Origin of the sequence: Microbacterium sp. Root53 (genome assembly GCF_001426925.1) — a bacterium.
Taxonomy (GTDB): Bacteria; Actinomycetota; Actinomycetes; order Actinomycetales; family Microbacteriaceae; genus Microbacterium.
The window spans coordinates 23,573-48,242 of the sequence record NZ_LMFR01000012.1 but is presented as its reverse complement, the minus strand read 5'-3'; the positions used below and the strand labels follow the sequence as shown (position 1 = coordinate 48,242).

Annotated in this window: 20 protein-coding genes; 16 read left to right on the top strand and 4 right to left on the bottom strand. The window is 72.8% G+C overall.

The genetic code is table 11. From position 1 onward, the window contains the following. The first annotated feature begins 25 nt into the window (after positions 1 to 25). Together ASD19_RS05095 and ASD19_RS05090 are read left to right on the top strand one after the other, a co-directional pair. Positions 26 to 1,366, top strand: coding sequence for a M20/M25/M40 family metallo-hydrolase (locus ASD19_RS05095; protein WP_055989320.1), 1,341 nt, complete (start codon positions 26 to 28; stop codon positions 1,364 to 1,366). Between the two features lie 46 nt (positions 1,367 to 1,412). After that, positions 1,413 to 2,246 carry an undecaprenyl-diphosphate phosphatase gene (locus ASD19_RS05090; protein WP_055989317.1) on the top strand — a complete coding sequence of 278 codons (834 nt, stop codon included), beginning with the start codon at positions 1,413 to 1,415 and terminating at the stop codon, positions 2,244 to 2,246. 208 nt (positions 2,247 to 2,454) lie between these two features. Here ASD19_RS05090 and ASD19_RS05085 read toward each other — a convergent pair whose 3' ends face one another. Continuing rightward, positions 2,455 to 3,354, bottom strand: coding sequence for a PAC2 family protein (locus ASD19_RS05085; protein WP_230667489.1), 900 nt, complete (start codon positions 3,352 to 3,354; stop codon positions 2,455 to 2,457). Positions 3,355 to 3,502: 148 nt separating this feature from the next. On the opposite strand from ASD19_RS05085, the gene ASD19_RS05080 reads away from it, so the two are divergent. The 12 genes from ASD19_RS05080 (at position 3,503) to ASD19_RS05025 (ending at position 18,281) form a co-directional block, all read left to right on the top strand. After that, positions 3,503 to 4,222, top strand: a complete 720-nt coding sequence (locus ASD19_RS05080) for an HAD family hydrolase (protein ID WP_235562975.1) — start codon at positions 3,503 to 3,505, stop codon at positions 4,220 to 4,222. Then, positions 4,219 to 5,271: a tRNA (adenine-N1)-methyltransferase gene (locus ASD19_RS05075; RefSeq protein ID WP_055989314.1), complete on the top strand. Its 1,053-nt coding sequence runs from the start codon at positions 4,219 to 4,221 to the stop codon at positions 5,269 to 5,271. Before ASD19_RS05080 ends, ASD19_RS05075 begins: the two co-directional genes overlap by 4 nt. A gap of 10 nt (positions 5,272 to 5,281) precedes the next feature. Next, positions 5,282 to 6,271, top strand: a complete 990-nt coding sequence (locus tag ASD19_RS05070; RefSeq protein ID WP_055989312.1) for an FKBP-type peptidyl-prolyl cis-trans isomerase — start codon at positions 5,282 to 5,284, stop codon at positions 6,269 to 6,271. A gap of 47 nt (positions 6,272 to 6,318) precedes the next feature. After that, positions 6,319 to 7,311, top strand: coding sequence for a helix-turn-helix transcriptional regulator (locus ASD19_RS05065; protein ID WP_055989309.1), 993 nt, complete (start codon positions 6,319 to 6,321; stop codon positions 7,309 to 7,311). Next, positions 7,308 to 8,270: a helix-turn-helix transcriptional regulator gene (locus ASD19_RS05060; RefSeq protein ID WP_055989306.1), complete on the top strand. Its 963-nt coding sequence runs from the start codon at positions 7,308 to 7,310 to the stop codon at positions 8,268 to 8,270. Before ASD19_RS05065 ends, ASD19_RS05060 begins: the two co-directional genes overlap by 4 nt. Before the next feature lie 84 nt (positions 8,271 to 8,354). Next, positions 8,355 to 8,627 carry a twin-arginine translocase TatA/TatE family subunit gene (tatA, locus tag ASD19_RS13990; RefSeq protein WP_082542995.1) on the top strand — a complete coding sequence of 91 codons (273 nt, stop codon included), beginning with the start codon at positions 8,355 to 8,357 and terminating at the stop codon, positions 8,625 to 8,627. Further along, the gene (tatC, locus tag ASD19_RS05050) at positions 8,624 to 9,445 is read left to right on the top strand and encodes a twin-arginine translocase subunit TatC (RefSeq protein ID WP_055989303.1); all 822 of its coding nucleotides are present in this window, start codon (positions 8,624 to 8,626) and stop codon (positions 9,443 to 9,445) included. Before tatA ends, tatC begins: the two co-directional genes overlap by 4 nt. Beyond that, positions 9,442 to 11,895: a DEAD/DEAH box helicase gene (locus ASD19_RS05045; protein WP_055989300.1), complete on the top strand. Its 2,454-nt coding sequence runs from the start codon at positions 9,442 to 9,444 to the stop codon at positions 11,893 to 11,895. The genes tatC and ASD19_RS05045 overlap by 4 nt, the downstream gene beginning before the upstream one ends. Further along, positions 11,892 to 13,541: an apolipoprotein N-acyltransferase gene (gene lnt / locus ASD19_RS05040; protein ID WP_055989298.1), complete on the top strand. Its 1,650-nt coding sequence runs from the start codon at positions 11,892 to 11,894 to the stop codon at positions 13,539 to 13,541. Before ASD19_RS05045 ends, lnt begins: the two co-directional genes overlap by 4 nt. Positions 13,542 to 13,611: 70 nt before the next feature. After that, entirely contained in the window at positions 13,612 to 13,833 is a 222-nt protein-coding gene (locus ASD19_RS05035; protein WP_055989295.1) for a hypothetical protein, read from the top strand. Between the two features lie 97 nt (positions 13,834 to 13,930). Continuing rightward, entirely contained in the window at positions 13,931 to 15,268 is a 1,338-nt protein-coding gene (gene glnA, locus ASD19_RS05030; protein WP_055989292.1) for a type I glutamate--ammonia ligase, read from the top strand. Between the two features lie 10 nt (positions 15,269 to 15,278). Beyond that, on the top strand, positions 15,279 to 18,281 hold the full coding sequence (locus ASD19_RS05025; RefSeq protein ID WP_055989289.1) for a bifunctional [glutamine synthetase] adenylyltransferase/[glutamine synthetase]-adenylyl-L-tyrosine phosphorylase: 3,003 nt from the start codon (positions 15,279 to 15,281) through the stop codon (positions 18,279 to 18,281). A gap of 177 nt (positions 18,282 to 18,458) precedes the next feature. On the opposite strand, the gene glnA (ASD19_RS05020) is transcribed toward ASD19_RS05025, so the two are convergent. Continuing rightward, positions 18,459 to 19,883 carry a type I glutamate--ammonia ligase gene (glnA, locus tag ASD19_RS05020; RefSeq protein WP_055989286.1) on the bottom strand — a complete coding sequence of 475 codons (1,425 nt, stop codon included), beginning with the start codon at positions 19,881 to 19,883 and terminating at the stop codon, positions 18,459 to 18,461. 159 nt (positions 19,884 to 20,042) lie between these two features. On the opposite strand from glnA (ASD19_RS05020), the gene ASD19_RS05015 reads away from it, so the two are divergent. After that, positions 20,043 to 20,444, top strand: coding sequence for a transporter (locus tag ASD19_RS05015; RefSeq protein ID WP_055989282.1), 402 nt, complete (start codon positions 20,043 to 20,045; stop codon positions 20,442 to 20,444). A 60-nt stretch (positions 20,445 to 20,504) separates the two neighbouring features. Here the strand turns inward: ASD19_RS05015 and ASD19_RS05010 are convergent, their stop codons facing one another. Beyond that, on the bottom strand, positions 20,505 to 21,212 hold the full coding sequence (locus ASD19_RS05010) for a DUF4191 family protein (protein ID WP_055989279.1): 708 nt from the start codon (positions 21,210 to 21,212) through the stop codon (positions 20,505 to 20,507). 142 nt (positions 21,213 to 21,354) lie between these two features. On the opposite strand from ASD19_RS05010, the gene ASD19_RS05005 reads away from it, so the two are divergent. Continuing rightward, on the top strand, positions 21,355 to 22,710 hold the full coding sequence (locus tag ASD19_RS05005; protein ID WP_055989277.1) for a hypothetical protein: 1,356 nt from the start codon (positions 21,355 to 21,357) through the stop codon (positions 22,708 to 22,710). Between the two features lie 70 nt (positions 22,711 to 22,780). Here ASD19_RS05005 and sucB read toward each other — a convergent pair whose 3' ends face one another. Continuing rightward, on the bottom strand, positions 22,781 to 24,562 hold the full coding sequence (gene sucB / locus ASD19_RS05000) for a 2-oxoglutarate dehydrogenase, E2 component, dihydrolipoamide succinyltransferase (protein ID WP_055989274.1): 1,782 nt from the start codon (positions 24,560 to 24,562) through the stop codon (positions 22,781 to 22,783). Positions 24,563 to 24,670 lie beyond the last annotated feature (108 nt).

The window sequence follows — 24,670 nt, the reverse complement described above, 5'->3', positions numbered from 1 at the left end:
CCGGGCGGCGGGATACGGTGGGAGCATGGCCGACACCGAGCGCACCGGGACCGCGGCGACGGGGGCCGCCCCGGCGGGGGCCGAGCCGTCCGAGGTCGTGCGGATCGCGCGCGACCTGATCCGGATCGACACCACCAACTGGGGTGCCGGACGCGCGAAGGGCGAGCGCGAGGCGGCCGAGTTCGTGGGCGCGTACCTCGAGTCGCTCGGCCTGCGCGCCGAGTACTACGAGCCGGTGCCGCGCCGCACGAACGTGAGCGCGCGGATCCCCGGGCGCGACCGGACGCGGCCCGCCCTGGTGCTGCACGGTCACCTGGACGTGGTGCCCGCCGTCGCCGAGGACTGGTCGGTCGACCCGTTCGAGGGCGTGATCCGCGACGGCATGCTGTGGGGCCGCGGCGCCGTGGACATGAAGAACATGGACGCCATGATCCTCACGTCCGTGGCGGAGCTGCTGCGCGCGGGCGAGCAGCCCGACCGCGACATCGTGCTCGCGTTCTTCTCGGACGAGGAGAACGGCGGCGTGGAGGGTTCCCAGCGGGTCGTGCGCGACCGGCCGGAGTGGTTCGCCGGCGCCACGGAGGCGATCAGCGAGGTGGGCGGGTACTCGATCGGCGTGGGCGATCGCCGCGCCTATCTCCTCCAGGTGGGGGAGAAGGCGCTGATGTGGATCCGGCTGGTCGCGCGCGGGCGCGCGGGTCACGGCAGCCGCGTGCACCCGGACAACGCCGTCACCCGCCTGGCGGAGGCCGTCGCGCGGCTCGGGACCGCGCGCTGGCCGGTCGAGCTGACCGACACGACCCGGGCGCTGCTCGACGGCATCGGCACGCTCGCCGAGACCGACAGTCGCGACCCCGACGAGCTCGCGGCCCTCACGGGGCCGGCCGAGGCGTTCATCCGCTCGTCGTACCAGACCGTGACGAACCCGACGGGGCTCACGTCGGGATACAAGCACAACGTGATCCCCGATCTCGCCGAGGCCACCGTCGACGTGCGGGTGCTGCCAGGCACCGAGGACGCCGTGCTCGCCGAGATCCAGCGGATCGTGGGCGACGAAATCCGCATCGAGATGTTCCTGCGCGACATCGGCCTGGAGATCCCGTTCGAGGGCGACCTCGTCGACCAGATGGTCGCCGCGCTCGGCCGCCACGACCCCGGTGTGCCGGTGCTGCCGTACCTCCTGGGCGCCGGCACGGACAACAAGGCGCTGTCCACGCTCGGCATCGCCGGGTACGGCTTCGCTCCGCTGAAGCTGCCGCACGACCTGGACTTCACGGGCATGTTCCACGGCGTGGACGAGCGCGTGCCCCTCGACGCGCTCGAGTTCGGGCAGCGCGTGCTGACCGACCTGATCCGCTCGCTCTGACGTCGCTCCCAGGCGACGGCGGGCCCGTGACCTAGGCTCGGTAGCCGTGCCATTCATCGAAGCGATCATCCTCGGCCTCGTGCAGGGGCTCACCGAGTTCCTGCCGATCTCCTCGAGCGCTCACATCCGGATCCTCGGCGAGTTCCTGCCGTCGGCGACCGACCCGGGTGCGACGTTCACCGCGATCACCCAGATCGGCACCGAGGCGGCCGTGCTGGTGTACTTCTGGCGCAAGATCGCGCGGATCATCTCGCGATGGGCGCAGTCCCTCGCCGGCCGCGTGCCGCACAGCGACCCGGACGCGCGGATGGGCTGGATCGTCATCATCGGGACCCTCCCGATCGGGATCGCCGGATTCCTGCTGCAGGACCAGATCCGCACGTTCAACCGCAACCTGTGGATCGTGGCGACCGTGCTGATCGTCTTCGGCATCGTGCTCGGAATCGCGGACCGCTATGCCCGGCGCGAGCGCGACTTCGACGACGTCACCTATCCGTCCGGGCTCACGATGGGCGTCGCGCAGGCTCTCGCGCTCATCCCGGGCGTCTCGCGCTCGGGCGCGACCGTGACGGCCGGCCGGCTGCTCGGCTACGATCGCGCCGCCGCCGCGGAGTACGCGTTCCTGCTCGCGGTGCCGGCGGTGTTCGGCAGCGGCCTCTACGAGCTGCTGCACGCGCTGACCGAGCCGGCGAGCGGCCCGTACGGCCTGGCGGAGACCGCGGTCGCCACCGTCGTCGCGGGCGTGGTCGGCTGGCTCGTGATCGCCTACCTGATGGCCTACCTCAAGCGCGGCAGCTTCCTGCCGTTCGTGATCTACCGCATCCTGCTCGGCGGCGTCCTGCTGGTGCTCCTCGCCACGGGGACGATCTCGGCGTTCTAGCACGGGGCTCGGCCGGGCGGGGTGATCCGGCCACGTTTCGACTCCGGCTCGTTCCTCGCCTCCGCTCAACGACCGGGGGTTGCTGCCGGTCGTTGAGCGGAGCGAAGCGGAGACGAAACGGGTTCAACCCGGTGGTCGTTGAGCGACGAGCGTCAGCGAGGAGTCGAAACGTGGCCGAGCGTGCCCGGCCGGAGGGGAGCGGGTCGGCTCAGCGTCCGTTGCGGCCGCGGTCGTCGCGGCCGTCGCTGCGGCGCAGGTAGCTCTCGAAGGCCTGCGCGATCGCGTCGCCCGACGCCTCGGGGGATTCGACCGTGTCGCGCGCCTGCTCGAGCTGGTGGATGTACTCGCGCATCTCGTCGTCGTCCGCGGCGGCCGCGTCGATCGTCGCCTCCCATGTGGCGGCCTCGGCCGCGAGCGTGCCGCGCGGCACGTCGGCGGCGGCCAGCTCCTCGAGCCGGTCCAGCAGCGCCAGCGTGGCCTTGGGCGAGGGGGTGTGCCCGGCCACGTAGTGCGGCACGCTCGCCCAGAGGCTCACCGACGGGATGCCCGCCCGCTCCGCCGCATCGCCGAGCACGCTCAGCACGCCGACCGGCCCCTCGTAGGTGCTGCGCTCGAGGCCCAGCGAGGAGCGCAGCGTCTCGTTGTCGCTCCCCGCGAAGATCGAGATCGGGCGGGTGTGGGGCACATCCGCCATCATCGAGCCGAGCGTGACGAAGCCCGTGACGTCCTCGCGGAGCGCGACGTCGACGAACTCGGCCGCGAACGCCTGCCAGGCGCGCGCCGGCTCGACGCCCGTGAGCACCCAGAACTCGGTCCCGCCGACGTCGGCGTCACCCGGGCGGGGGAGCGGCCGGTGCAGGGTGGCCTCGGGCCAGCGCAGCCGCCGGCGGCCCTCGCCGTCGGTCTCGACGGTCGGGCGCGTGTACTGGTAGTCGAAGTAGAGCTCGGGATCCACGCTCAGGACGCGCTCGTAGGGACGGTCCGCGAGCAGCAGGTTCACGGCGCTCGTCGCCGCCTCGCCCGCGTCGTTCCATCCGTCGAACGCTGCGACGATGATGCGGCGGCCCAGGGTGGCGGGAACGCCGGTCGTCTCGGCCTCGTGGTCCACTCGGCTCCTCCCTTCCGCCGCGCCTGGCGCCCGGCGGAGCTTCGTCCCAGGATAGGCGCGTCCCGGCCCGCGGGCGCCAGGGCCGCGGTGATCCGTCGCGCGGCCGTCTGACAGGATCCGCGCGACGCCCGCGGACTAGGCTGGGCGGATGACTTCGCCTCACGCCGCCGCGCCCGCCGAGGGCAGCCCGGAGCTCCGCGCCGTCCTGTGGGACATGGACGGCACGCTCGTCGACACGGAGCCGTACTGGATCGCGGCCGAGGCGCCGCTCGTCGAGGAGTACAGCGGCACCTGGACGCACGAGGACGCCCTGCAGCTGGTGGGCCTGAGCCTGGACGCGTCCGCGCGGATCCTGCAGCAGGCAGGCGTGCGCCTCAGCGTGGACGAGATCATCACGACGCTGAGCGCGCGGGTGATCGCCTCGTGCGTGGAGAACGGCGTGCCGTTCCGCCCGGGCGCGCTCGAGCTGCTGCGCGACCTGCGCGCCGCGGGCATCCGCACGGGCCTCGTGACGATGTCGATGCGCCACATGGCGCTCGCGATCGCCGACCTGATCGACTTCCCGGCCTTCGACGTGGTCGTCGCCGGCGACGACGCGCACCGCCCCAAGCCGTACCCGGACCCCTACCTGCAGGCGGCCGAGGCTCTGGGCGTCGACATCGCCGACACGGTCGCGATCGAGGACTCGCCCAACGGCCTGCGCGCGGCGATCGCCTCGGGCGCCGTGGCGCTCGGCGTGCCCAACATGGTCTCGCTCGACGGCGTGGGCGCCGCGGAGCTGTGGCCGACCCTGGCGGGCCGGACCTCCGGCGACCTCGCGGCGCTGCATGCGGCGTACGCGGTGCGCACCGCGGGGGAGCTCGCGTGACCGGCGCGGCGCGTCCGAGTGGTCCGTTCCGCTACGGCGACCGCGTGCAGCTGACGGGTCCCAAGGGCCGCATGCACACCATCACGCTGCGCGAGGGCGGCGAGCTCCACACGCACCACGGCGTGCTGAAGCACGAGCAGCTCGTCGGCCACCCCGACGGGTCGGTGTTCGAGAACAGCTCGGGGCACGAGTATCTGGCGCTGCGTCCGCTGCTACGCGACTTCGTGATGTCCATGCCCCGCGGCGCCGCGATCGTCTATCCGAAGGACGCGGCGGCCATCGTCGCGCAGGCCGACATCTTCCCGGGCGCGGTCGTGGTCGAGGCCGGCGTCGGCTCGGGAGCCCTGTCGCTGTCGCTGCTGCGCGCGGTCGGCTCGGAGGGGCGGCTGATCTCGTTCGAGCGCCGCGCCGAGTTCGCGGAGGTGGCGCAGGCGAACGTCGAGACCTTCTTCGGCGAGACGCCCGACACCTGGCAGGTCGTGATCGGCGACCTCGCCGAGGCGCTTCCCGCCGCGGTCGAGCCGGGATCGGTCGACCGCGTCGTGCTCGACATGCTCGCCCCGTGGGAGGTCATGGACGCGGTCGCGGACGCGCTCACGCCCGGCGGCGTGGTCATCTGCTACGTCGCGACCGCCACCCAGCTCTCGCGCGTCGCCGAGTACATCCGCGGCACGGGCGCCTTCACCGACCCCGAGGCGAACGAGACCCTGGTGCGCGGCTGGCACGTCGAGGGCCTCGCGGTGCGCCCCGACCACCGGATGGTCGCGCACACGGCGTTCCTGATCTCCGCGCGTCGCCTGGCCCCGGGCGTCGTGCCGCCCGAGGTCAAGCGCCGCGCCTCGAAGAAGAGCTTCTCGGACGAGGACGTCGAGATCTGGACGCCCGGCGCCGTCGGCGACCGCGAGATCACCGACAAGAACCTCCGCAAGCGCATCCGCGAGGCGCAGAAGGCCGCGCAGGGCGCACGGCTCGCATCGGGCCGGGCGGCCGAGGAGGACGCGCCCGGGGGCGCCACCGCGGCGTCGGAGGCACCCGAGCGGGACGCATAGACTGAACGGCATGCGGAGAACCTCGGCCGTCCTCTCGATCGCCGCCCTCGTCGGAGTCGCCCTGGTGGGCTGCGCGCCCGCCGGCACCGCCGGAGCCACGTGCGACCGCGTCGCCGACAGCGACCCGGAGACCATGTCGCTGATCGAGGTGTCCGGCGCCCTGGAGTCGGCGCCCACGCTGGACGTGTTCACGCCGTTCACGACCGACGAGGACGCCTACGCCGACGTCGAGCGCGGCGACGGCCCCGTGATCACCGACCTCGCGCAGCCCGGTGTGCTCGACATCACGCTCTTCGACGGCGAGACCGGGCAGGCGCTGATCGGCACCGCGTACAGCGGCGACGTCTCGGCGGTCGGCCCGCTCACCGGCTGGACCGAGCAGTTCCCCGCGCTCGAGGACGCCCTGCTGTGCGCGACCGAGGGATCCCGGATCGCCGTCGCGATGTCGCAGGACGGCGTCACCGAGGAGACCCGCGCCGCATACGCGCAGGCCGGCCTCCCCGCCGAGGGCTCGCTCATCGCGGTCGTCGACGTGCGCAAGGTGCTGCCGCGCGCCGCGTCGGGAACGCCGCAGTACAACGACGGCCTGGGCCTGCCCACGGTCGTGCGCGCCCCCGACGGCCGCCCCGGCATCATCGTCCCGGACGCGCCGCCGCCCTCCGAGACCGTCGTGCAGACGCTCATCAAGGGCGACGGCCCGGTCCTGGGCGAGGACGAGACCGTGCTCGTGCAGTACACCGGCGTGACGTGGGCGGACCGCGAGGTGTTCGACTCCACCTGGGAGAACGGCGCCCCCGCGGCCCTGTCGGCCGACCAGGTCGTGCCCGGCTTCGCCGAGGCGCTCAAGGGCCAGACCGTCGGCTCGCAGGTGCTCGTGGTCATCCCGCCGGACCAGGGCTACGGCGACCAGGAGCAGGGCGCCATCCCGGCGAACTCGACGCTCGTGTTCGCGATCGACATCCTGGGCACGCTGCCCGCCGGACAGACGCCGCCCCAGTAGCCGAGGCGCACGCGCTCGGCGCCGACGGCCCGTCCTAGGATGGGTGCGTGGCCCAGCAGATCCCGGCGGAAGAGCGCCAGCTCAATCTGATCGTGGCCCTCATGGCCACGGAGATCGGGCTGACCAAGCAGCAGGTCCTCGAGACCGTGTCGGGGTACCGGCAGCGGTCCGGGGGACGCGCCGACGCTCTGGACAAGATGTTCGAGCGCGACAAGGACGACCTGCGCGCGATCGGCGTGCCGATCGAGACGCTCGGCGACCACGCTGACCCCAAGGACCTGCGCGAGGCGCGCTATCGCATCCCGAAGGCGGAATACGACCTGCCCGCCGACATCGCGTTCACGCCGGCCGAGCTGGCGATCCTGGCCCTCGCGGGCTCGGTGTGGAGCGAGGGGTCGCTGTCCAAGGACGCCCACACCGGGCTGCGCAAGATCCGCGCGCTCGGCATCGAGGTCGACGAGCCGATCATCGGCTTCGCGCCCCGGATGACCGTGCGCGAGCCGTCGTTCGGGCCGCTGCAGGACGCGATCGAGGCCTGCCGCGTGGTCTCCTTCGACTACCTCAAGCCGGGGGAGGAGAAGCCGCGCCGCCGCACGGTCCGGCCCCTCGCGCTGGTCGACTACGAGGGCCGCTGGCACGTGTCGGCCCACGACGTCGACGCCGACGGCGAGCGGATGTTCCTCCTGTCGCGCATCGTGGGCGACGTGGCGATGACGGGCGAGGGGTTCGACCCGGCCCTGCGCGAGGGCGCGGGAGAGCGCGCCATGCAGGGGCTGCGGGACGTGGCCGCCCGCAACCGGGCGCTGGTGGAGATCACCCCCGGGACCGAGGCCGCGCTGCGGCTGACGCGCCGCGGCGAGCCCGCCGAGCAGGGCATCCGCGTTCCGTACGTCGACGCGCACATCTTCGCCGACGAGCTCGCCTCGTACGGGCCCGAGGTCCGCGTGGTGGAGCCGGAGTCGCTGCGGACCGCCGTGATCGAGCGGCTGCGCGCCGCGCGCGACGCCCACCGCACGCCCGAGCCGGGGGAGGCCGCGTGACCCGCCTGCTCACGCCGGACAAGGTCCGGCTGTTCCTGACCCTCGTGCCGTACCTGATCGAGCGCGGCGAGGTCTCGCTCGCCGAAGCGGCGCGCGAGTTCGACGTGACCCCCGACGAGATGCGCTCGATGGTCGAGAAGCTCACGGTCATCGGCATGCCGGGCGAGGGCGACTACCTGCAGATGCCGAACGAGATGTTCGACATCAACTGGGACCTGCTCGACGAGCACGACGTCATCGAGATCACCCAGACCGTCGGGCTCGAGCGCGCCCCGCGGCTGACGGCCCGCGAGGCCGCCGCGCTGCTCGCCGGTCTCCGGCTCGCCAGCTCGCTGCCCGGCGTCGCGCCGGGCGAGGTCCTGTCCGGCCTGCTGGCGAAGCTCGCGCGGGGCGCGTCGTCGACGCCCGCCGAGGTGATCGTCGCGCCCGAGCCCGTCGACGAGGTCCGCACGCTCGTGTCGCAGGCGCTGCGCGAGCAGGTCGCGCTGTCCTTCACGTACCGTCGTCCCGACGCCGAGCCGACGACGCGCACGGTGGACCCGGTCAAGGTGATCGTGACCGACGGCCAGTGGTACCTGCAGGGGTGGTGCCACCTGCGCCGCGCCATGCGGAACTTCCTGCTGGAGCGCGTGCGCGATCCGACGCTCACGGACATCCCGATCGAGCACGCGCACGAGCCGGTGCCGGGGCTGTTCGAGCCGGGCGAGAACGACCAGGTCGCCGTGGTGCGCTTCGCGTCGTCGCTCGCGCCCCTGGTGGGCGACTACCTGGCGGGCGCCGAGACGACCGAGGCCGACGGGGTCACGACCGCCCGGTTGCGGGTCTCGGACGCGCGCAGCCTGAAGCGGCTCGCCGCGCGCCGCGCCGGCCGCGTCGAGGTGCTGGAGCCCGCCTCGGCCCGACGGGCCGCCGCCGAGTGGGCGGCCGAGGCGCTCGCGCTGTACGGCGAGACCGACTGACGCGGCGCGGCTGAGATCGCCCCCCCGGCGGGCGCGGTTAGACTGAACCCGCATTCCCGTACCGCCGAACGACGGAGATCCCCCATGCTTGGCAACCTCAACGGCTGGCACCTGCTCATCCTGCTCGCCGTGATCCTGCTTCTGTTCGGTGCCGCCCGCCTCCCCGCGCTCGCGAAGAGCATCGGCCAGTCTGCACGTGTGTTCAAGGGCGAGATGAAGCAGATGAAGGCCGAGGACGAGACTCCTCAGGCCACGGGCGCCGCGACCGACCGGCCCGCCGGCGGGTACACCGTCAACGGCGAGCCGACCGACCGCCTGCCGGGCGCGGAGGACCCGGGCACTCCGCCCAAGTCCTGACGGTGACGGCCATCGACCCCGCGGCGTCGCGGGACGACCAGCCGTACCGCGACCGGCGGATGTCGCTCGCGGAGCACCTGGTCGAGCTGCGCCGTCGCCTGATGATCGCCGCGGCCGCGCTCGTGGTCGGCATGGTCGTCGCGTTCTTCGTGACCGACCCGATCATCGCGTTCCTGCTCGGGCCCATCGAGGAGGTCGCCGAGCGGCTCGGCGACGACTTCACGCGCCTGACGTACACGGGCGTGTCCAGCGCGTTCGACATGCGCATGCGCATCGCGTTCGCGATCGGCCTGCTGTTCTCGGCGCCGATCTGGCTGTGGCAGATCTGGGCGTACGTGATGCCGGGCCTGACCCGGCGCGAGGTGCGGTACACGATCGGCTTCATGGCCACCGCGATCCCGCTGTTCTTCGCGGGCTGCTATGTAGGCGTGCTGATCATGCCGCACATCCTGCTGCTCATGTCGTCGTTCGTGCCCGACCAGCAGTTCGCCTCGCAGTTCTACGAGGCCGCCGCGTACTACGACTTCGCGTTCAAGACCGTGACGGTCATCGGCATCGCGTTCGTGTCGCCCGTGTTCCTGGTCGCGCTGAACCTTGCGGGTGTGCTGACGGCGCGCGAGATCCTCAAGGGCTGGCGCGTCGCGATCGTCGTCGCGACGGCCTTCGCTGCGCTCGCGACCCCGGCGGCCGACGTGGCCTCGATGATGCTGCTCGCGGCCGCGCTGATCGTGCTCTACTTCGCCGCGGCGGGCGTCTCGCTGCTCTTCGACCGCCGCAAGAGCAGGCGCGAGAAGGCGCTGCTCGCGGAGGAGTCATGACCGAGCCGAGCCCGGCCGAGCGCTACGCGGCGGCGCGCGCGGACCGCGCCCACCCGCAGACCCGGGCGTTCGCCGACGCGCAGCGGTTCACGCTCGACGACTTCCAGATCGCCGGGTGCCACGCGCTCGAGGACGGCCGCAGCGTGCTCGTCGCGGCGCCCACCGGCGCGGGCAAGACCATCGTGGGCGAGTTCGCGGTCCACCTCGCGATGCAGACGCCGAACCAGAAGGCGTTCTACACGACGCCCATCAAGGCGCTGTCGAACCAGAAGTTCCGCGAGCTGCAGGACGTCTACGGGGAGGACGAGGTGGGCCTGCTCACGGGCGACACCAACATCAACGGCGGCGCGCGCGTGCTGGTGATGACGACCGAGGTCCTGCGCAACATGCTGTACGCGGACTCCCCGGCGCTGCGCGGCCTGCGGTACGTCGTGATGGACGAGGTCCACTACCTTGCCGACCGGTTCCGCGGGGCGGTGTGGGAGGAGGTCATCATCCACCTGCCCGCCGACGTGCGCCTGGTGTCGCTGAGCGCCACGGTCTCGAACGCCGAGGAGTTCGGCGACTGGCTCGACACGGTGCGGGGCGACACCGAGGTGATCGTGTCGGAGACCCGGCCCGTGCCGCTGGAGCAGCACGTGCTGGTGCGCGGCGACCTCCTGCCGCTGTTCGACGACCGCGCCGGCGTGGCGACCGCGCAGGTCAACCAGGAGCTGATGCGGATCCGCGGTGGTCAGGCCTTCGCCGCCAACAGCGCCTACTTCGACGGCCGGCGCAAGGGCGGGGGCGGAAGGCGTCCCAAGCCCGGCTTCAAGCGACCCGGCCCGCCGCGGCGGCTCGAGCGGATCGACCGCCCGGAGGTCGTGCACCTCCTGGAGCGATCGAACCTGCTGCCGGCGATCTTCTTCATCTTCAGCCGTGCCGGGTGCGAGGGCGCGGTGCAGCAGGTGCGCCGGTCGGGCCTGCGCCTCACGACCGCCGAGGAGCGCGCGGAGATCCGTGCCGTCGTCGCGTCGCGCACCGGGGCGCTCCCGGACGAGGATCTCGCGGCGCTCGGCTACTGGGAGTGGGTCGAGAACCTCGAGCGCGGCGTCGCGGCGCACCACGCCGGGCTCCTTCCCGCGTTCAAGGAGGTCGTCGAGGAGCTGTTCCAGCGCAAGCTGGTGAAGGTCGTGTTCGCGACCGAGACGCTCGCGCTGGGCATCAACATGCCCGCCCGCACGGTCGTGCTCGAGAAGCTCGAGAAGTTCAACGGCGAGGCGCGCGTCGCGATCACGTCGGGGGAGTACACGCAGCTCACGGGGCGCGCGGGCCGGCGCGGCATCGACGTCGAGGGGCACGCGGTCGTGCAGTGGACCGAGGGCATGGACCCGCAGGCCGTCGCCGCGCTCGCCTCGCGCCGCACCTACCCGCTGAACTCGAGCTTCCGGCCGACGTACAACATGGCCGTGAACCTGATCGACCAGTTCGGTCGGGCCCGCGCGCGGCAGATCCTGGAATCGTCGTTCGCGCAGTTCCAGGCCGACCGGGCGGTGGTGGGCCTCGCCCGCCAGGTGAAGGACGCCGAGGAGTCGCTCGCCGGGTACGCCAAGGCGATGACCTGCGAGCACGGCGACTTCACCGAGTACTCGGCCATCCGGCGCGACCTCAGCGACCTCGAGAAGCTGAACCGCAAGGACGCGGGCGCCTCGCGCGGCACGCGCGAGCAGCGCCAGCGCGAGATCGGCGGGCTGCGCCGGCGCATGCAGCGCCACCCCTGCCACCGCTGCCCGGACCGCGAGCAGCACGCCCGCTGGGCGGAGCGGTACTGGAAGCTGCGCCGCCAGACCGACAAGACGCGGCGCCAGATCGAGAACCGCACGGGCACGGTCGCCCGCGTGTTCGACCGCATCATCGAGGTGCTCACCGCGCTCGACTACGTGCGCCTGGACGGCGACGAGGCGACGCTCACCGAGGCCGGCCGCCGGATGCGCCGGATCTACGGCGAGCGCGACCTGCTGGTCGCCGAGTCGCTCCGCACCGGCATATGGAAGAACCTCGACGCGGCCTCACTCGCGGCGCTCGCCTGCTGCCTGGTGTACGAGCCGCGCGGAAACGACGGCGGGGCCGACCCGCGGTCGCTCCCGCGCGGGGCCTTCCGCCTCGCGCTCAGCGAGACCGAGGACCTGTGGGCCCGTCTCGACGACCTGGAGCAGGATCACCGGCTGCCCGGATCCGAGCCGGTCGCGACGGGGCTCGCGGCTGCCATGCACATGTGGGCGCGCGGCGCACTGCTCGACAGCGTGCTGGTGGAGGCGGACATGGCCGCGGGCGACTTCGTGCGCTGGGCGAAGCAGACCATCGACCTGCTCGACCAGCTGTCGCTGGTCGCGGAGGGCGAGCTCGCCCGAACCGCCCGTCGGGCGCTCGACGCGGTGCGCCGCGGCGTCGTGGCGTACAGCTCGGTATGAGCCGATCGAGGCGGCCCCGGACCGGGCCGGACGAGCGGACGGCGCTACCGCTCTGGGCGGCGCTCGTCGTCGCGGCTGCGGGCGGCCTCGCGCTCGACGCGTCCTTCCCCTCGCTCGGGATCTGGGCGCTCGCCCCGGTGGCGGTGGCGCTGTCTCTCGCGTCCCTGATCGGGCGTCGCGCGGGCGGTGCGCTGCTCGCCGGCCTCGCGTTCGGCGCCGCGTTCTGGTTCCCGCACATCGACTGGACGGCGCGGTTCCTGGCCGACCAGCCGCTGGCCTGGCTGCCCTGGGTGGCGCTCGCGGGGCTGCAGACCATCTTCACGGGCCTCGGCGCCGTCCCGATGGCGCTCGCCTACCGCTGGTTCCCGACGGGCCGGTGGGCCCGGCTGGTCGGGCTCCCGGCGCTCGTCGCGGCGCTGTGGACCGCGCGCGAGCTCGCGACCGGGTCCTGGCCGTACGGCGGGTTCGCCTGGGGCCGGATCGGCATGAGCCAGTCCGAGAGCCCGCTCGCGCAGGTGACGTCGTGGATCGGCGTGAGCGGGCTGACGTTCCTCATCGTGATGTTCAGCGCCGCGGTGATCGAGATCGTGCGCACGCGCGCGTGGCGGCCGTCGTCGCTGGCCCCGGCCGCGGCCGTGGCGCTCGTCCTGCTGGTGGTGCCGCAATGGCAGACGGCGAGCGCGGGGACCCTGACCGTCGGCGCGGTGCAGGGGGACGGTCCCACCGCGTACTTCGACCACCGCGAGCCGTACTCGGTGCTGCAGGCGCAGCTGGACGCCTCGGCGCCGCTGCGCGGGGAGCAGGTCGACGTCGTCGTGTGGCCCGAGGGCGGCGTCGAATACGACCCGCTGCAGGATCAGACGACGGCGCTCGAGCTGTCCGCCGCGGCGCGCGCCTTCGACGCGCCGATCCTGATGAACGCGGCCTCGGTGCGCGACGACCTCATCTACAACACCTCCATGCTGTGGACCGCCGACGGCGCGGACGTCGCGGGCGGGCTGCAGACGCACTCCAAGTGGCATCCGGTGCCGTTCGGCGAGTACGTGCCGGACCGCGCGTTCTACGAGGGCCTCGTCCCCGATCTCATCGGGCTGATCGGGCGCGAGTACACGCCCGGCACGGACGCGCCGACGATCGACGTGGGCGAGGCGATCATCGGCCTCGCGATCTGCTTCGATGTGATCTACGACGACATCATCCGCGAGGGCGCGCACCGGGGCGCCCAGCTGTACGTCTTCCAGACCAACAACGCCGACTTCCGCGGCACCGACGAGAACCTGCAGCAGCTGGCGTTCGCCCGGATGCGCGCGATCGAGACCGGACGGTCGGTGGTCAACCTCTCGACGGTCGGCACGAGCCAGATCGTCGCGCCCGACGGAACGACGATGTCGTCGCTGGCCGTCGACCAGTCGGGCATCCTGATCGGCGACGTCGAGCTCCGCGAGGGCCTCACGCCGGGCGTCGTCGTCGGGCCGTGGGTGCAGGCCCTCCTGTTCTGGGGAGGCCTCCTCGGCCTCGCGCTCGTCGGCGTGCTGCACGCCCTTCGCGGCCGTGGCGGCTCGAGCCGCCGCACGCCCCGCCGCCCCGCGGCCCGCCGCGCGCGCCGCGCCGACGACGCCGCCCGCGTCCGCGCCATGTTCCGCTGATCCGGAACGGCACGGGCGCTCGAGCGCAAGCCCCTGCGGCGCGGAGGGGCGCGTGCCTAGGATCAGGGGCATGAGCACCTCGGAGACGCCCGACGAGATCGAGAGCAAGTACTGGTACAACATGCGCACCGGCGAGGTCGAGCACGGGCCCGAGTCGCCCGCGATCGATCGCGTGGGCCCGTTCGACACCGCGGAGGAGGCGCGCAACGCCCCGCAGCTGCTGCAGACGCGGTCCAAGGCCTGGGCCGAGGACGAGGAGCGCGAGCGCGGCTGGGGCGCGGGCACGCCCTGACCCCCGGCGGGGCCGTGTCGAGCGGGGCCGGGTCCCTTCTGACCACTAGGCTGGGCGAGCGGGAACGCCCGTCTATATCGCCTCCAGAGGGGACACGATGGACAAGCAGAGGGACTTCGTGCTGCGCACGATCGAGGAGCGCGGCGTCAAGTTCGTGCGTCTGTGGTTCACGGACGTGGTCGGCACGCTGAAGTCGGTCGCGATCGCGCCGGCCGAGGTCGAGGGCGCCTTCAGCGAGGGCATCGGCTTCGACGGCTCCGCGATCGAGGGACTGACCCGCACGTACGAGTCCGACCTGCTCGCCCACCCGGATCCCACGACCTTCCAGACGCTGCCGTGGCGCGGCGAGGTCGATCCGACCGCCCGCATGTTCTGCGACCTCACCACCCCCGATGGGCAGCCGGCGGTCGCGGATCCGCGCAACGTGCTCAAGCGCACGCTCGCCAAGGCCGCGGACGCGGGCTTCACGTTCTACACGCACCCCGAGATCGAGTTCTACCTGTTCAAGTCGTCCACGCCCGGCCCCGACGGCCTGGAGCCGGTCGACCACGCGGGCTACTTCGACAACGTCCCCGGCGGCACGGCGCACGACTTCCGCCGCCGCTCGGTGCGGATGCTCGAGGACCTCGGCATCTCGGTGGAGTACAGCCACCACGAGGGCGGCCCTGGCCAGAACGAGATCGATCTGCGCTACGCCGACGGCCTGACCATGGCGGACAACATCATGACCTTCCGCACCGTGGTCAAGGAGGTGGCGATCGAGCAGGGCGTGCACGCCACCTTCATGCCCAAGCCCCTCGCCGGCCAGCCGGGCAGCGGCATGCACACGCACATGTCGCTGTTCGAGGGCGACGTCAACGCCTTCTACGAGGAGGGCGCGCAGTACCAGCTCTCGCAGACCGGACGTCGCTTCATCGCGGGCCTGCTGCGCCACGCGAACGAGATCGCCGCCGTCACCAACCAGTTCGTCAACTCGTACAAGCGCCTGTGGGGCGGCGACGAGGCGCCGAGCTACGTGACCTGGGGTCACAACAACCGCTCGGCGCTCGTGCGCGTGCCGCTGTACAAGCCGGGCAAGAGCCAGTCGGCGCGCATCGAGCACCGCGGCGTCGACTCCGCCGCCAACCCGTACCTGGCCTACGCCCTCATGCTGGCGGCGGGCCTGAAGGGAATCGAGGAGGGCTACGAGCTGCCCGCCGAGGCCGAGGACAACGTGTGGGCCCTCACGCCGGGGGAGCGCCGTGCGCTCGGCTACCAGCCGCTGCCGGCCAGCCTCGACGACGCGATCGAGCACATGGAGGAGAGCGAGCTGGTCGCCGAGACGCTCGGCGAGCAGGTCTTCAGCTACGTGCTCAGCAACAAGCGCCGCGAGTTCGAGCAGTACCGCGCGCAGGTCACGCAGTTCGAGCTGAGTCACAGCCTCGACATCATCTGAATCGGCGCGCATGAGCAGCCGCGACCGCAGGTCGTTCCTCACGGATCTCGCGCGCCTCGGCTTCGCGCACCTCGACGAGGCCGAGACGCAGCTCGCCGAGCTGGGCGGGCTCGTCGGGCTCGAACGCGACGCTCTGCTGACGGACGCTGCGCGCGCGGCCGATCCGGATGAGGCACTCGCGGGGCTGGTGCGGATCGCCCGCCGGCGGGCGGAGAGCGTGCGCGACGTGCTCGCGCACCCGCGGGGACGCGAGGTCGCGTGGCGGCTCCTCGGCGCCTCACGGGGCTTCGCGGACTTCTACCTGCGCCGGCCGGAGCGCCTCACAGAGCTTCCGGCGGCGGGCATGCAGCTGCCCACCCGCGAGGCGCTGCGCTCCGCGCTCCTCGAGGCGGTCGGCGCCGACGACGACGGCTTCGCGTCCTCGGGCGACGACGCAGCCTGGGTGAGCCTGCGCGTCGCGTACCGCGCGCAGCTGGCGGGCATCGCGGCGTATGACCTCATGCATCCGGAGCCCGTGAGCGTCGTCGACGCCGTGACGGCGGCGCTGGCGGATGCCGCGGGCGCTGCGCTGGAGGCTTCGCTCGCGATCGCCCGCACCAAGGTCTCGGCCGCCGCGGGCGGCTTCGGCGGCGGGTACCCGCGGGAGGACGTCGCGCGCACGCGCCTCGCGATCATCGGCATGGGCAAGTCGGGCGCGCGCGAGCTGAACTACGTCAGCGACGTCGACGTCATCTTCGTCGCCGAGCCCGCCGAGGGGGCGGAGCTGTCGGAGGGCCGCGCGATCGACATCGCCACGCGCCTGGCCATCCAGACCATGCGGGGGATCGACGGCATCGAGGCCGAGCCGCCGCTGTGGGAGGTGGACCCGAACCTGCGCCCCGAGGGCAAGCAGGGCGCGCTCGTGCGCACGCTCGAGTCGCACATCGCGTATTACGACCGATGGGCCAAGAGCTGGGAGTTCCAGGCGCTCCTCAAGGCGCGCCCGCTCGCGGGCGATCACGAGCTGGGTGAGGCGTACGTCGCCGCCACCCAGCCGAAGGTGTGGGCGAGCGCCGGCCGGGAGGACTTCGTCGACAGCGTCCAGCGGATGCGCGAGCGCGTCATGGAGCACATCCCGCCAGCCGACGTGCCGCTGCAGGTCAAGCTCGGCCCCGGCGGCATCCGCGACATCGAGTTCGCGGTGCAGCTGCTGCAGCTCGTGCACGGCCGCACGGACGAGTCGGTGCGCCACCGCGGCACGCTCCCCGCGATCGACGCGCTCGAGGCCGGCGGCTACATCGGCCGCGCCGAGGCCGCCGTGTTCGCGCGCGACTACCGCACGCTGCGCCTCCTGGAGCACCGCCTGCAGCTCGCTGGGCTCACGCGCACGCACCTGATGCCGCGCACGGAGGAGGGCCTGCGTGCGCTCGCGCGGGCCACCGGTCTCGCCGACTCGGCCGACGGCATCCAGACGGTGTGGGAGGACGTCAAGCGCGAGGTGCGCGAGGTGCACGTGCGCCTGTTCTACCGGCCCCTGCTGGGGGCCGTGGCGCGCCTTCCGGAGGACGAGGGCAGCCTGACCACGGAGCAGGCCCGCGACCGCCTCGCGGCGATCGGCTTCCGTGAGCCCGCCGTCGCGCTGCGCCACATCGGCGCGGTGACGAGCGGCCTGAGCCGCAAGGCGACCATCCAGAAGCATCTGATGCCGGTGATGCTCCGGATGTTCGCGGACGGCGCGGATCCGGACTACGGGCTGGTGGCGTTCCGCCGGATCAGCGAGCGACTGGGGGACACGCCGTGGTTCCTCCGGATGCTGCGCGACTCGTCCGGCGCCGCCGAGCGCCTGACGCGCCTGCTGTCGACCTCGCGTTACGTCGGCGAGCTCATGGAGTGGATCCCCGAGTCGGTCGCGTGGCTCGACAGCGACGATCAGCTGCTGCCGCGGCCGGGCGCCTCCCTCGAGGAGGAGGCGCGCGCCATCCAGACCCGCCACGCGACGATCGAGGACGCCATGCGCTCCGTGCGGGCGCTCCGCCGCCGCGAGATGCTGCGCACCGCGATGGGCGCCGTGCTCGGCGTGACGACGATCGACCAGCTCAGCCACGCGCTCACCACGATCACCGAGGTGACGCTGCAGGCCACGCTGCGGGCCGTCCGGCGCGAGATCGTGCCGGACGAGGAGGCGAGCCTGGACTTCGCGATCATCGGCATGGGCCGGTTCGGCGGCGCCGAGCTCGGCTTCGGATCCGACGCCGACGTGCTGTACGTGTACCGCCCGGAGGGAGTCGAGCCGCACCGCGCCGAGGCCCTCGCGCTCAAGATCGTCGCCGAGGTGCGCCGCGTCTCGGAGGACTTCCGCCTGCCGCTCGACCTCGACGCCGACCTGCGCCCCGAGGGGCGCAAGGGCCCGATCGTCCGGTCGCTCGACGCCTACGCCGAGTACTACCGGCGCTGGTCCCTCTCGTGGGAGGCGCAGGCGCTGCTGCGCGCGCGGGGCGTGGCGGGGTCGGTGAAGCTGATCGCCGCGTTCACGGAGCTCGCCGACGACGTGCGCTACCCCGAGCGCGTCGAGCAGCAGGCCCTGCGCGAGATCAAGCGGATCAAGGCGCGCGTGGAGACCGAGCGGCTGCCGCACCGCGTCGACCCGACCCGGCATCTCAAGCTCGGCCCCGGCGGCCTGAGCGACGTCGAGTGGCTCGTCCAGCTCCTGCAGCTGCAGCACGCCCACGCGGTGCCGGGGCTGCGCACCACGTCGACCCTGGACGCCCTCCAGGCCGCCGTCGAGGCCGACCTCGTGGGGGAGGAGGACGCCTCCCGCCTGCGCGCCGCGTGGCTCCTCGCGGCGCGCCTGCGCTCGGCCAACACGCTGCTGTCGGGTCAGACCAGCGACGTCCTGCCCACGGACCGCCGCCTGCTCGACGGCATCGGCCGCATCCTGGAGTACCCGCCGCACAGCGCCACGCAGGTGGAGCAGGACTGGCTCGGCACCGCGCGCCGCGCGCGCCGCGTCTTCGACCGCCTCTTCTACGGCTGATACCGCAACGCCGCGCCGAGACCGCATCGCCGCGCTGAGACCGCATCGCCGCGCTGATACCGCATCGCCGCGCTGAGAACGCTGCGGTCACCCGCTGTGTCGGCGCGGCGTTGCAGTCTCGCGCGACGACGGAGGCCCCGCCACCTCGGAAGGTGACGGGGCCTCGCGCGGCTCGGATCAGACGCTGTAGTACAGCTCGAACTCGAACGGGTGCGGACGCTGCTGCATCGGCAGGATCTCGTTCTCGTACTTGTACTCGATCCACGTGTCGATCAGCTCGTCGGTGAAGACGCCGCCCGCGGTGAGGAACTCGCGGTCGTTGCTGAGGGCCTCGAGCGAGTCGAGCAGCGAGTTCGGCACCTGGGGGATGCTCTTCGCCTCCTCGGCCGGAAGCTCGTACAGGTCCTTGTCGACCGGCTCGTGCGGCTCGATGCGGTTCTTGATGCCGTCGATGCCGGCCATCAGCTGCGCGGCGAACGCGAGGTACGGGTTGCCCGACGAGTCCGGCGCGCGGAACTCGATGCGCTTGGCCTTCGGGTTCGAGCCCGTGATCGGGATGCGGATGGCCGCCGAGCGGTTGCCCGCCGAGTAGACCAGGTTGACCGGCGCCTCGAAGCCCTTGACCAGGCGGTGGTACGAGTTCAGCGTGGGGTTCGTGAACGCGAGCACGGCGGGGGCGTGCTTCAGGATGCCGCCGATGTACCAGCGGGCGATGTCCGAGAGCTGCGCGTAGCCCTTCTCGTCGTAGAACAGCGGCTTGCCGTCCGACCAGAGCGACTGGTGGGTGTGCATGCCCGAGCCGTTGTCGCCGAAGAGCGGCTTCGGCATGAACGTGGCGGTCTTGCCCCACTGCTCGGCCGTGTTCTTGACGATGTACTTGAACTTCAGGATGTCGTCCGCGGCGTGGACCATCGTGTCGAACTTGTAGTTGATCTCGGCCTGGCCGGCGGTGCCCACCTCGTGGTGCGAGCGCTCGACCTCGAGGCCGACCTCGATCAGCTTCAGCACGATGTCATCGCGGATGTCCGCCTGCTTGTCGACCGGCGAGACCGGGAAGTAGCCGCCCTTGAAGGGGGTCTTGTTGGCGAGGTTGCCACCCTCCTCCTCGCGGCCGGTGTTCCACGCGGCCTCCTCGGAGTCCACCGAGTAGAAGCTCTTGCCCTGCGAGACCTCGTAGCGCACGTCGTCGAAGATGAAGAACTCGGCCTCGGGCGCGAAGAACGCGGTGTCGGCGATGCCGGTCGAGGCGAGGTACTTCTCGGCCTTCTTGGCGACCTGACGCGGGTCCTTCGAGTAGATCTCGCCGTTGCGCGGGTTGTAGATGTCGAACACCATCACGAGGGTCTTGGCCTCGCGGAAGGGGTCGACGTACGCGGTGGTCACGTCGGGGATCAGCTGCATGTCCGACTCGTTGATGTTCGCGAAGCCTCGGATCGAGGAGCCGTCGAACAGCTGGCCGATCGTGAAGAAGTCCTCATCGACGGTGGAAGCCGGGATGTTGAAGTGCTGCTGCACGCCGGGAAGGTCGGTGAAGCGGATGTCGAGGAACTTGACATCCTCGTCCTTGATGAACTTCAGCACCTCGGATGAGTCGTTGAACATTGCGGCTCCAGATTGGTGGGACTTCGGGTGGGATCGCCTGGAACACAGGTGACGGCCTGAACCTATAGGCCCGGCGTTGCCCGAGGGTGTCCCTCATGTTTCCGGCATGTTACGCGGGCGCCGTGATCCGCGTCGTTCCGCGGCACGTAGGCTGGACGGATGACGTCCTCCACCGCCGACGAGACCTATCCCGGGCAGCGCCTCGGGCTGCCGAGAGAGGGGTCGGGCTCGGTCGCCCGGGTGCCGCGCCGGCTCGCGGGCCTCGCGATCGACTGGCTCGCCGCGGTGGTGATCTCGATCGCCTTCTTCCAGTACGACGCGATCGCGACGATGCTCGTGTTCGCGGTCGTCCAGATCCTGTTCATCCCGACGATCGGCGGCAGCCCCGGCCACCGCCTCGCCGGCATGCGGCTGCAGCTCCAGGGCGGCGGGTGGCCCGGCGTCTGGCGCCCGATCGTCCGGACGCTGCTGCTGGTCCTCGTCATCCCCGCCGTGATCTGGGACGGCGATCAGCGCGGGCTGCACGACCGGGCCGCCGGTACGGTGCTCGTCCGCGCCTGATCCGGACCTCCGGGACGGAAAGAGCCCCCGCCGGCGGCGGGGGCTCTTCGCTCGGAGGCGTCAGCGCGGTCGGGGCGCGCGGGCCTTGGTCGGGTCGATGCCCTTGGGGATCGGCAGCGAGGCGAGCGACTGCGAGACCGACTCGATGCGCTGGACGACGGCGCCCATGGTGGCGCGGTCGATGGCCTTGGGGAGCGCCTTGATGGTCTTGGCGAGGTCCGCGATCGGGACGTCGCCCTCGCCGTGGCCGACGTAGAGCTCGTGCACCGGCACGCCGGTGGCGACGCGGCTGACCTTCATCCGCTCGTCGCGCATCAGGCGCGCGAGGCGGCCGCGCGAGCCCTCGCCGACGATCACGACGCCGCCGCGGCCGACCGCGCGGTACACGGCCTCCTGCGTCTTGGGGTTGACCCCGACGGGCATCTCGCTCGAGCGCCAGCTGCGGCCGAGCATCGTGGAGAGCACGTGGCCGGTCGCGCCGGGCATGCCGTCGATCTTGCGGTACATCGCGCGCGTGGAGATGCGCGTCATGGTCGTCATGGCCGCGAGCGCGCCGAGCATCAGGCCGGCGATGGCCCACAGCAGGATGCCCCACCACGTCGGCTGGAGCAGGACGCCGATCAGGACGCCGACGAGGACGCCCGCGACGAGGATGCCGAGCAGCAGCCACCCGAGCCAGGGGTACACCTCGCGCGTGAAGGTGAACAGGGACCTGATCTGCCGGAAGAATCCGGGCCGCTTCTCGGCCTCGGGGGTGCGTGCTGCCATACGTCAAGAGTACCCAGTGGGATGCGGTGCGCCGACCGTGAGGGCGGCGCGCGACTCGTCCACAGGCCGTCGATCCGGGCGCGTTCGCTCCCGGCGCTGCTGGCGGGGCGAAGGGACGGCGGGGCGGGCGCAGGATGAGGCCATGACCCGCCCGCCGATCGCGCCTCTCGAGCAGCCGCCCGCGTCCTCGGGCACGACCCCCGTCGGATCGCGGGCGCCCGCGCTGACCGACGCGTACCGGCCGATCCGCCGCGTCGAGCCGCCCCTCTCGCCCGTCGCGGGGGTGCTGGCCGCCGCGGGCGATCGACGGGTCGTGCTCGCGGACGCGGTCGAGGCGCGGGACCGCGTCTTCTGCGGGCGGCCCGACCCGCCGCAGCACCTGCTCGCGCCGTGCGACGTCGTCCGGCGCGGGGACGGGCACGACCTCGAGCTGCCCTGGTGCCGGGAGCCCCTGGCGCGGCTGCTCGCGGCGCGCGCGGCGGGTGGCGCGCCGCTGGCCGGGGGTGAGCTCGTGACCCTGGTCGTCAGCCTGCTGCGGGGCGTGCGGGAGGCCTGGGCCGACCAGGCGCCCGAGTCCGAGGGCCCGCGCGGCACGTGGTGGATCGACGACGGGGGCCGGCCGCTGTTCGCGCCCGGATCCGACGACGCCGAGCCGGTGGTCTCGGCCGCCGACGCCGTGATCGCCCAGGCGGCCGAGCACACGCGGGACCGGGTCCTGGTCCGGCTCCTGGAGGAGGGGCGGTCCGCTCTGCAGCGGCCCAGGGCGCTCGTGAGGGCGCTGCCGCAGCTCGAGGACGCCCTGTTCGAGGCGTGCGCCCCGCGCGCGATCGAGCGCGCCGAGGAGAGGGCGGGCGGTCCGCGCGTGGCGGCGCCTCGGACGGCTGTCGAGCTCCGCCCCGCGGGATCCGGGATCCCGGGGCTCATCGAGCGCTTCGGCGACGCCGGGATCGCCGACGCGGTGGGGGATGCGCTCGACCGCACCCGTGCCGCACTCCGCTCCCGCCTCGCGGGCGGGCGGCGCGCACCGCTGCTGGCCGGCGGCGTCGTCGCGGCGCTCGTGCTCGGCGGCGGCCTGCTCTGGCCCGCCGAGCCGGAGCCCGCCGCGGCGCGCGGCGCGTCGGAGCGATCGCCGGCGGCGGCGCCGGGGCCCTCGCCGGATGCGTCGCCGGCGTCCTCGGAGGAGCCTGTCGCGGGGGCGCCCGCTCCTGAGGATCCCGCCGCGGCCGCCGAGCGGCTGCTCGACGAGCTGGCCGAATGCGTCGCGCACGGCGACCCGCTGTGCGCGGGCATCCGCGATGCCGGGGCCGAGCCGCTGCCGCCGGAGGCGCTCGAGACCGCTGTCGGTGCGACGCAGCTCGCACTGCTCGACGACTACGGCGACGTCGCCGTGCTGCGCGCGGACGACCCGGCGGGGGAGCGCGGGTCCTTGCTGCTGCAGCTCGTCCGGCTCGACGGGCGCTGGCTGCTCCGCACGGCGACCCCCATGGCGGCCGGGTGAGGACGGGCGCCGCCCCGAACGACGAGGGGCCCGGCCGCGGATGCGGCCGAGCCCCTCGGGGACGTCTGCGTCAGATGCCGAGATCGGCGGCGAAGGCCGCCTCCTCCAGGCGCGCCTTGACGGCCGACAGGTAACGGGCCGCGTCGGCGCCATCGATCGTGCGGTGGTCGTACGACAGCGCGAGGTAGACGTACGAGCGGATGCCGATCGCCTCGACGCCGTCGACCTTCACGACGCCGGGGCGCTTGAAGACGATGCCCGTGCCGAGGATGGCCGACTGGGGCAGGAACACGACCGGCGTGTCGAACAGCGCGCCGCGCGAGCCCGTGTTCGTCAGCGTGAACGTGCCGCCCGCGAGGTCGTCCGGCTTCAGCTTGCTGTTGCGCGTGCGCTCAGCGAGGTCGGCGATGCCGGCCGCGATCTCGGCGAGGTTCTTCGACGCCGCGTCGCGCAGGACCGGCGTGTACAGGCCCTTCTCGGTGTCGACCGCGATCGAGAGGTTCTCGGTCGGCGGGTAGACGATGTTCTCGCCGTCGAGCGTCGAGTTGATGATCGGGTACGCCTGCAGCGCCTCCGCGGCGGCCAGGGCGAAGAACGGCAGGAACGACAGCTTGGCGCCGGTCTTGGCCTGGAAGTCGCCCTTCACCTGGTCGCGGAACGCGGCCAGCTTCGTGACGTCCACCTCGACCACGGTGGTCAGCTGGGCGGTCGAGGTCATCGACTCGACCGCACGCGACGCGAGCACCTTGCGCAGGCGCGTCATCGGCTGCGTGGTGCCGCGCAGTTCCGACACGGGGAGCTTGGTGGCGGCGGGCGCGCCGGCGGCGGGCGCCGCACCGGCCGCGGCGGGAGCCGCAGCGGTCTCGGCGGCCTTGAGCACGTCCTCCTTGCGGATGCGACCGCCGACGCCGGTGCCGCTGACCGTCGCGAGGTCGACGCCGTTCTGCGCGGCCAGGCGGCGCACGAGCGGCGTGACGTAGACCTTGTCGTCGCCCTCGGCGGGCGGGGTGAACGTCGGCGCCGCGGGCTCGGCCTTCGGAGCCTCGGCGCTGGGGGCCGGGGCCGCGACGGGCTCGGTCGGCGCCGCGGGCTGGGCGGGCGCCGGGGCCGCCTGGGCGGGCGCCTCCTGAGCGGGGGCCTCCTGAGCCGGGGCCTCCTGAGCGGGGGCCGGCTGCTCGGCCGGAGCCTCGGGCGCGGCGGCGGGGGCCGGGGCGGCGGCGGGCGCGCCGCTGCCGACGCGGGCCAGCACGGAGCCGACCTCGACCGTCTCGTCCTCCTGGACCAGGATCTCCTGGATGACGCCGGCGACCGGCGACGGGATCTCGGTGTCGACCTTGTCGGTCGAGATCTCCAGCAGCGCCTCGTCGACGGCGATCTCGTCGCCGACCTTCTTCAGCCAGCGCGTGACGGTGCCCTCGGTGACGCTCTCGCCGAGCTCCGGGAGCACGATGTCGGTGGCGTCGCCGGCGGGGGCCGCGGGCGCGGCCTCGGCGGCGGGGGCCGGAGCGGGCTCGGCCGCGGGCGCGGCCTGCTCGGCGGCGGGCGCCTCGGCCGGCGCGGCCTCGGCGGCCGAGGCCTCCTGCGCCGGCGCGTCGCCGGCGGGCGCGGCACCCGAGCCGTCGCCGATCTTGGCCAGCACGGCGCCGACCTCGACGGTCTCGTCTTCCTGAACGAGGATCTCCTCGATCACGCCGGCGACGGGGGACGGGATCTCGGTGTCGACCTTGTCGGTCGAGATCTCCAGCAGGGCCTCGTCGACGGCGATCGTGTCGCCGACCTTCTTCAGCCAGCGGGTGACCGTTCCCTCGGTGACGCTCTCGCCGAGCTCGGGGAGGACCACGGAAGTACTCATGTCGGAGTCTCCTTCAGGATTTCGATGACGTGAACAGCTTAGTGAGTCGGTGTGGCGATCTGGTCGCCGCGGGCGGGCGCGGCGACCAGATCGCGGCGGGCGGCGGGG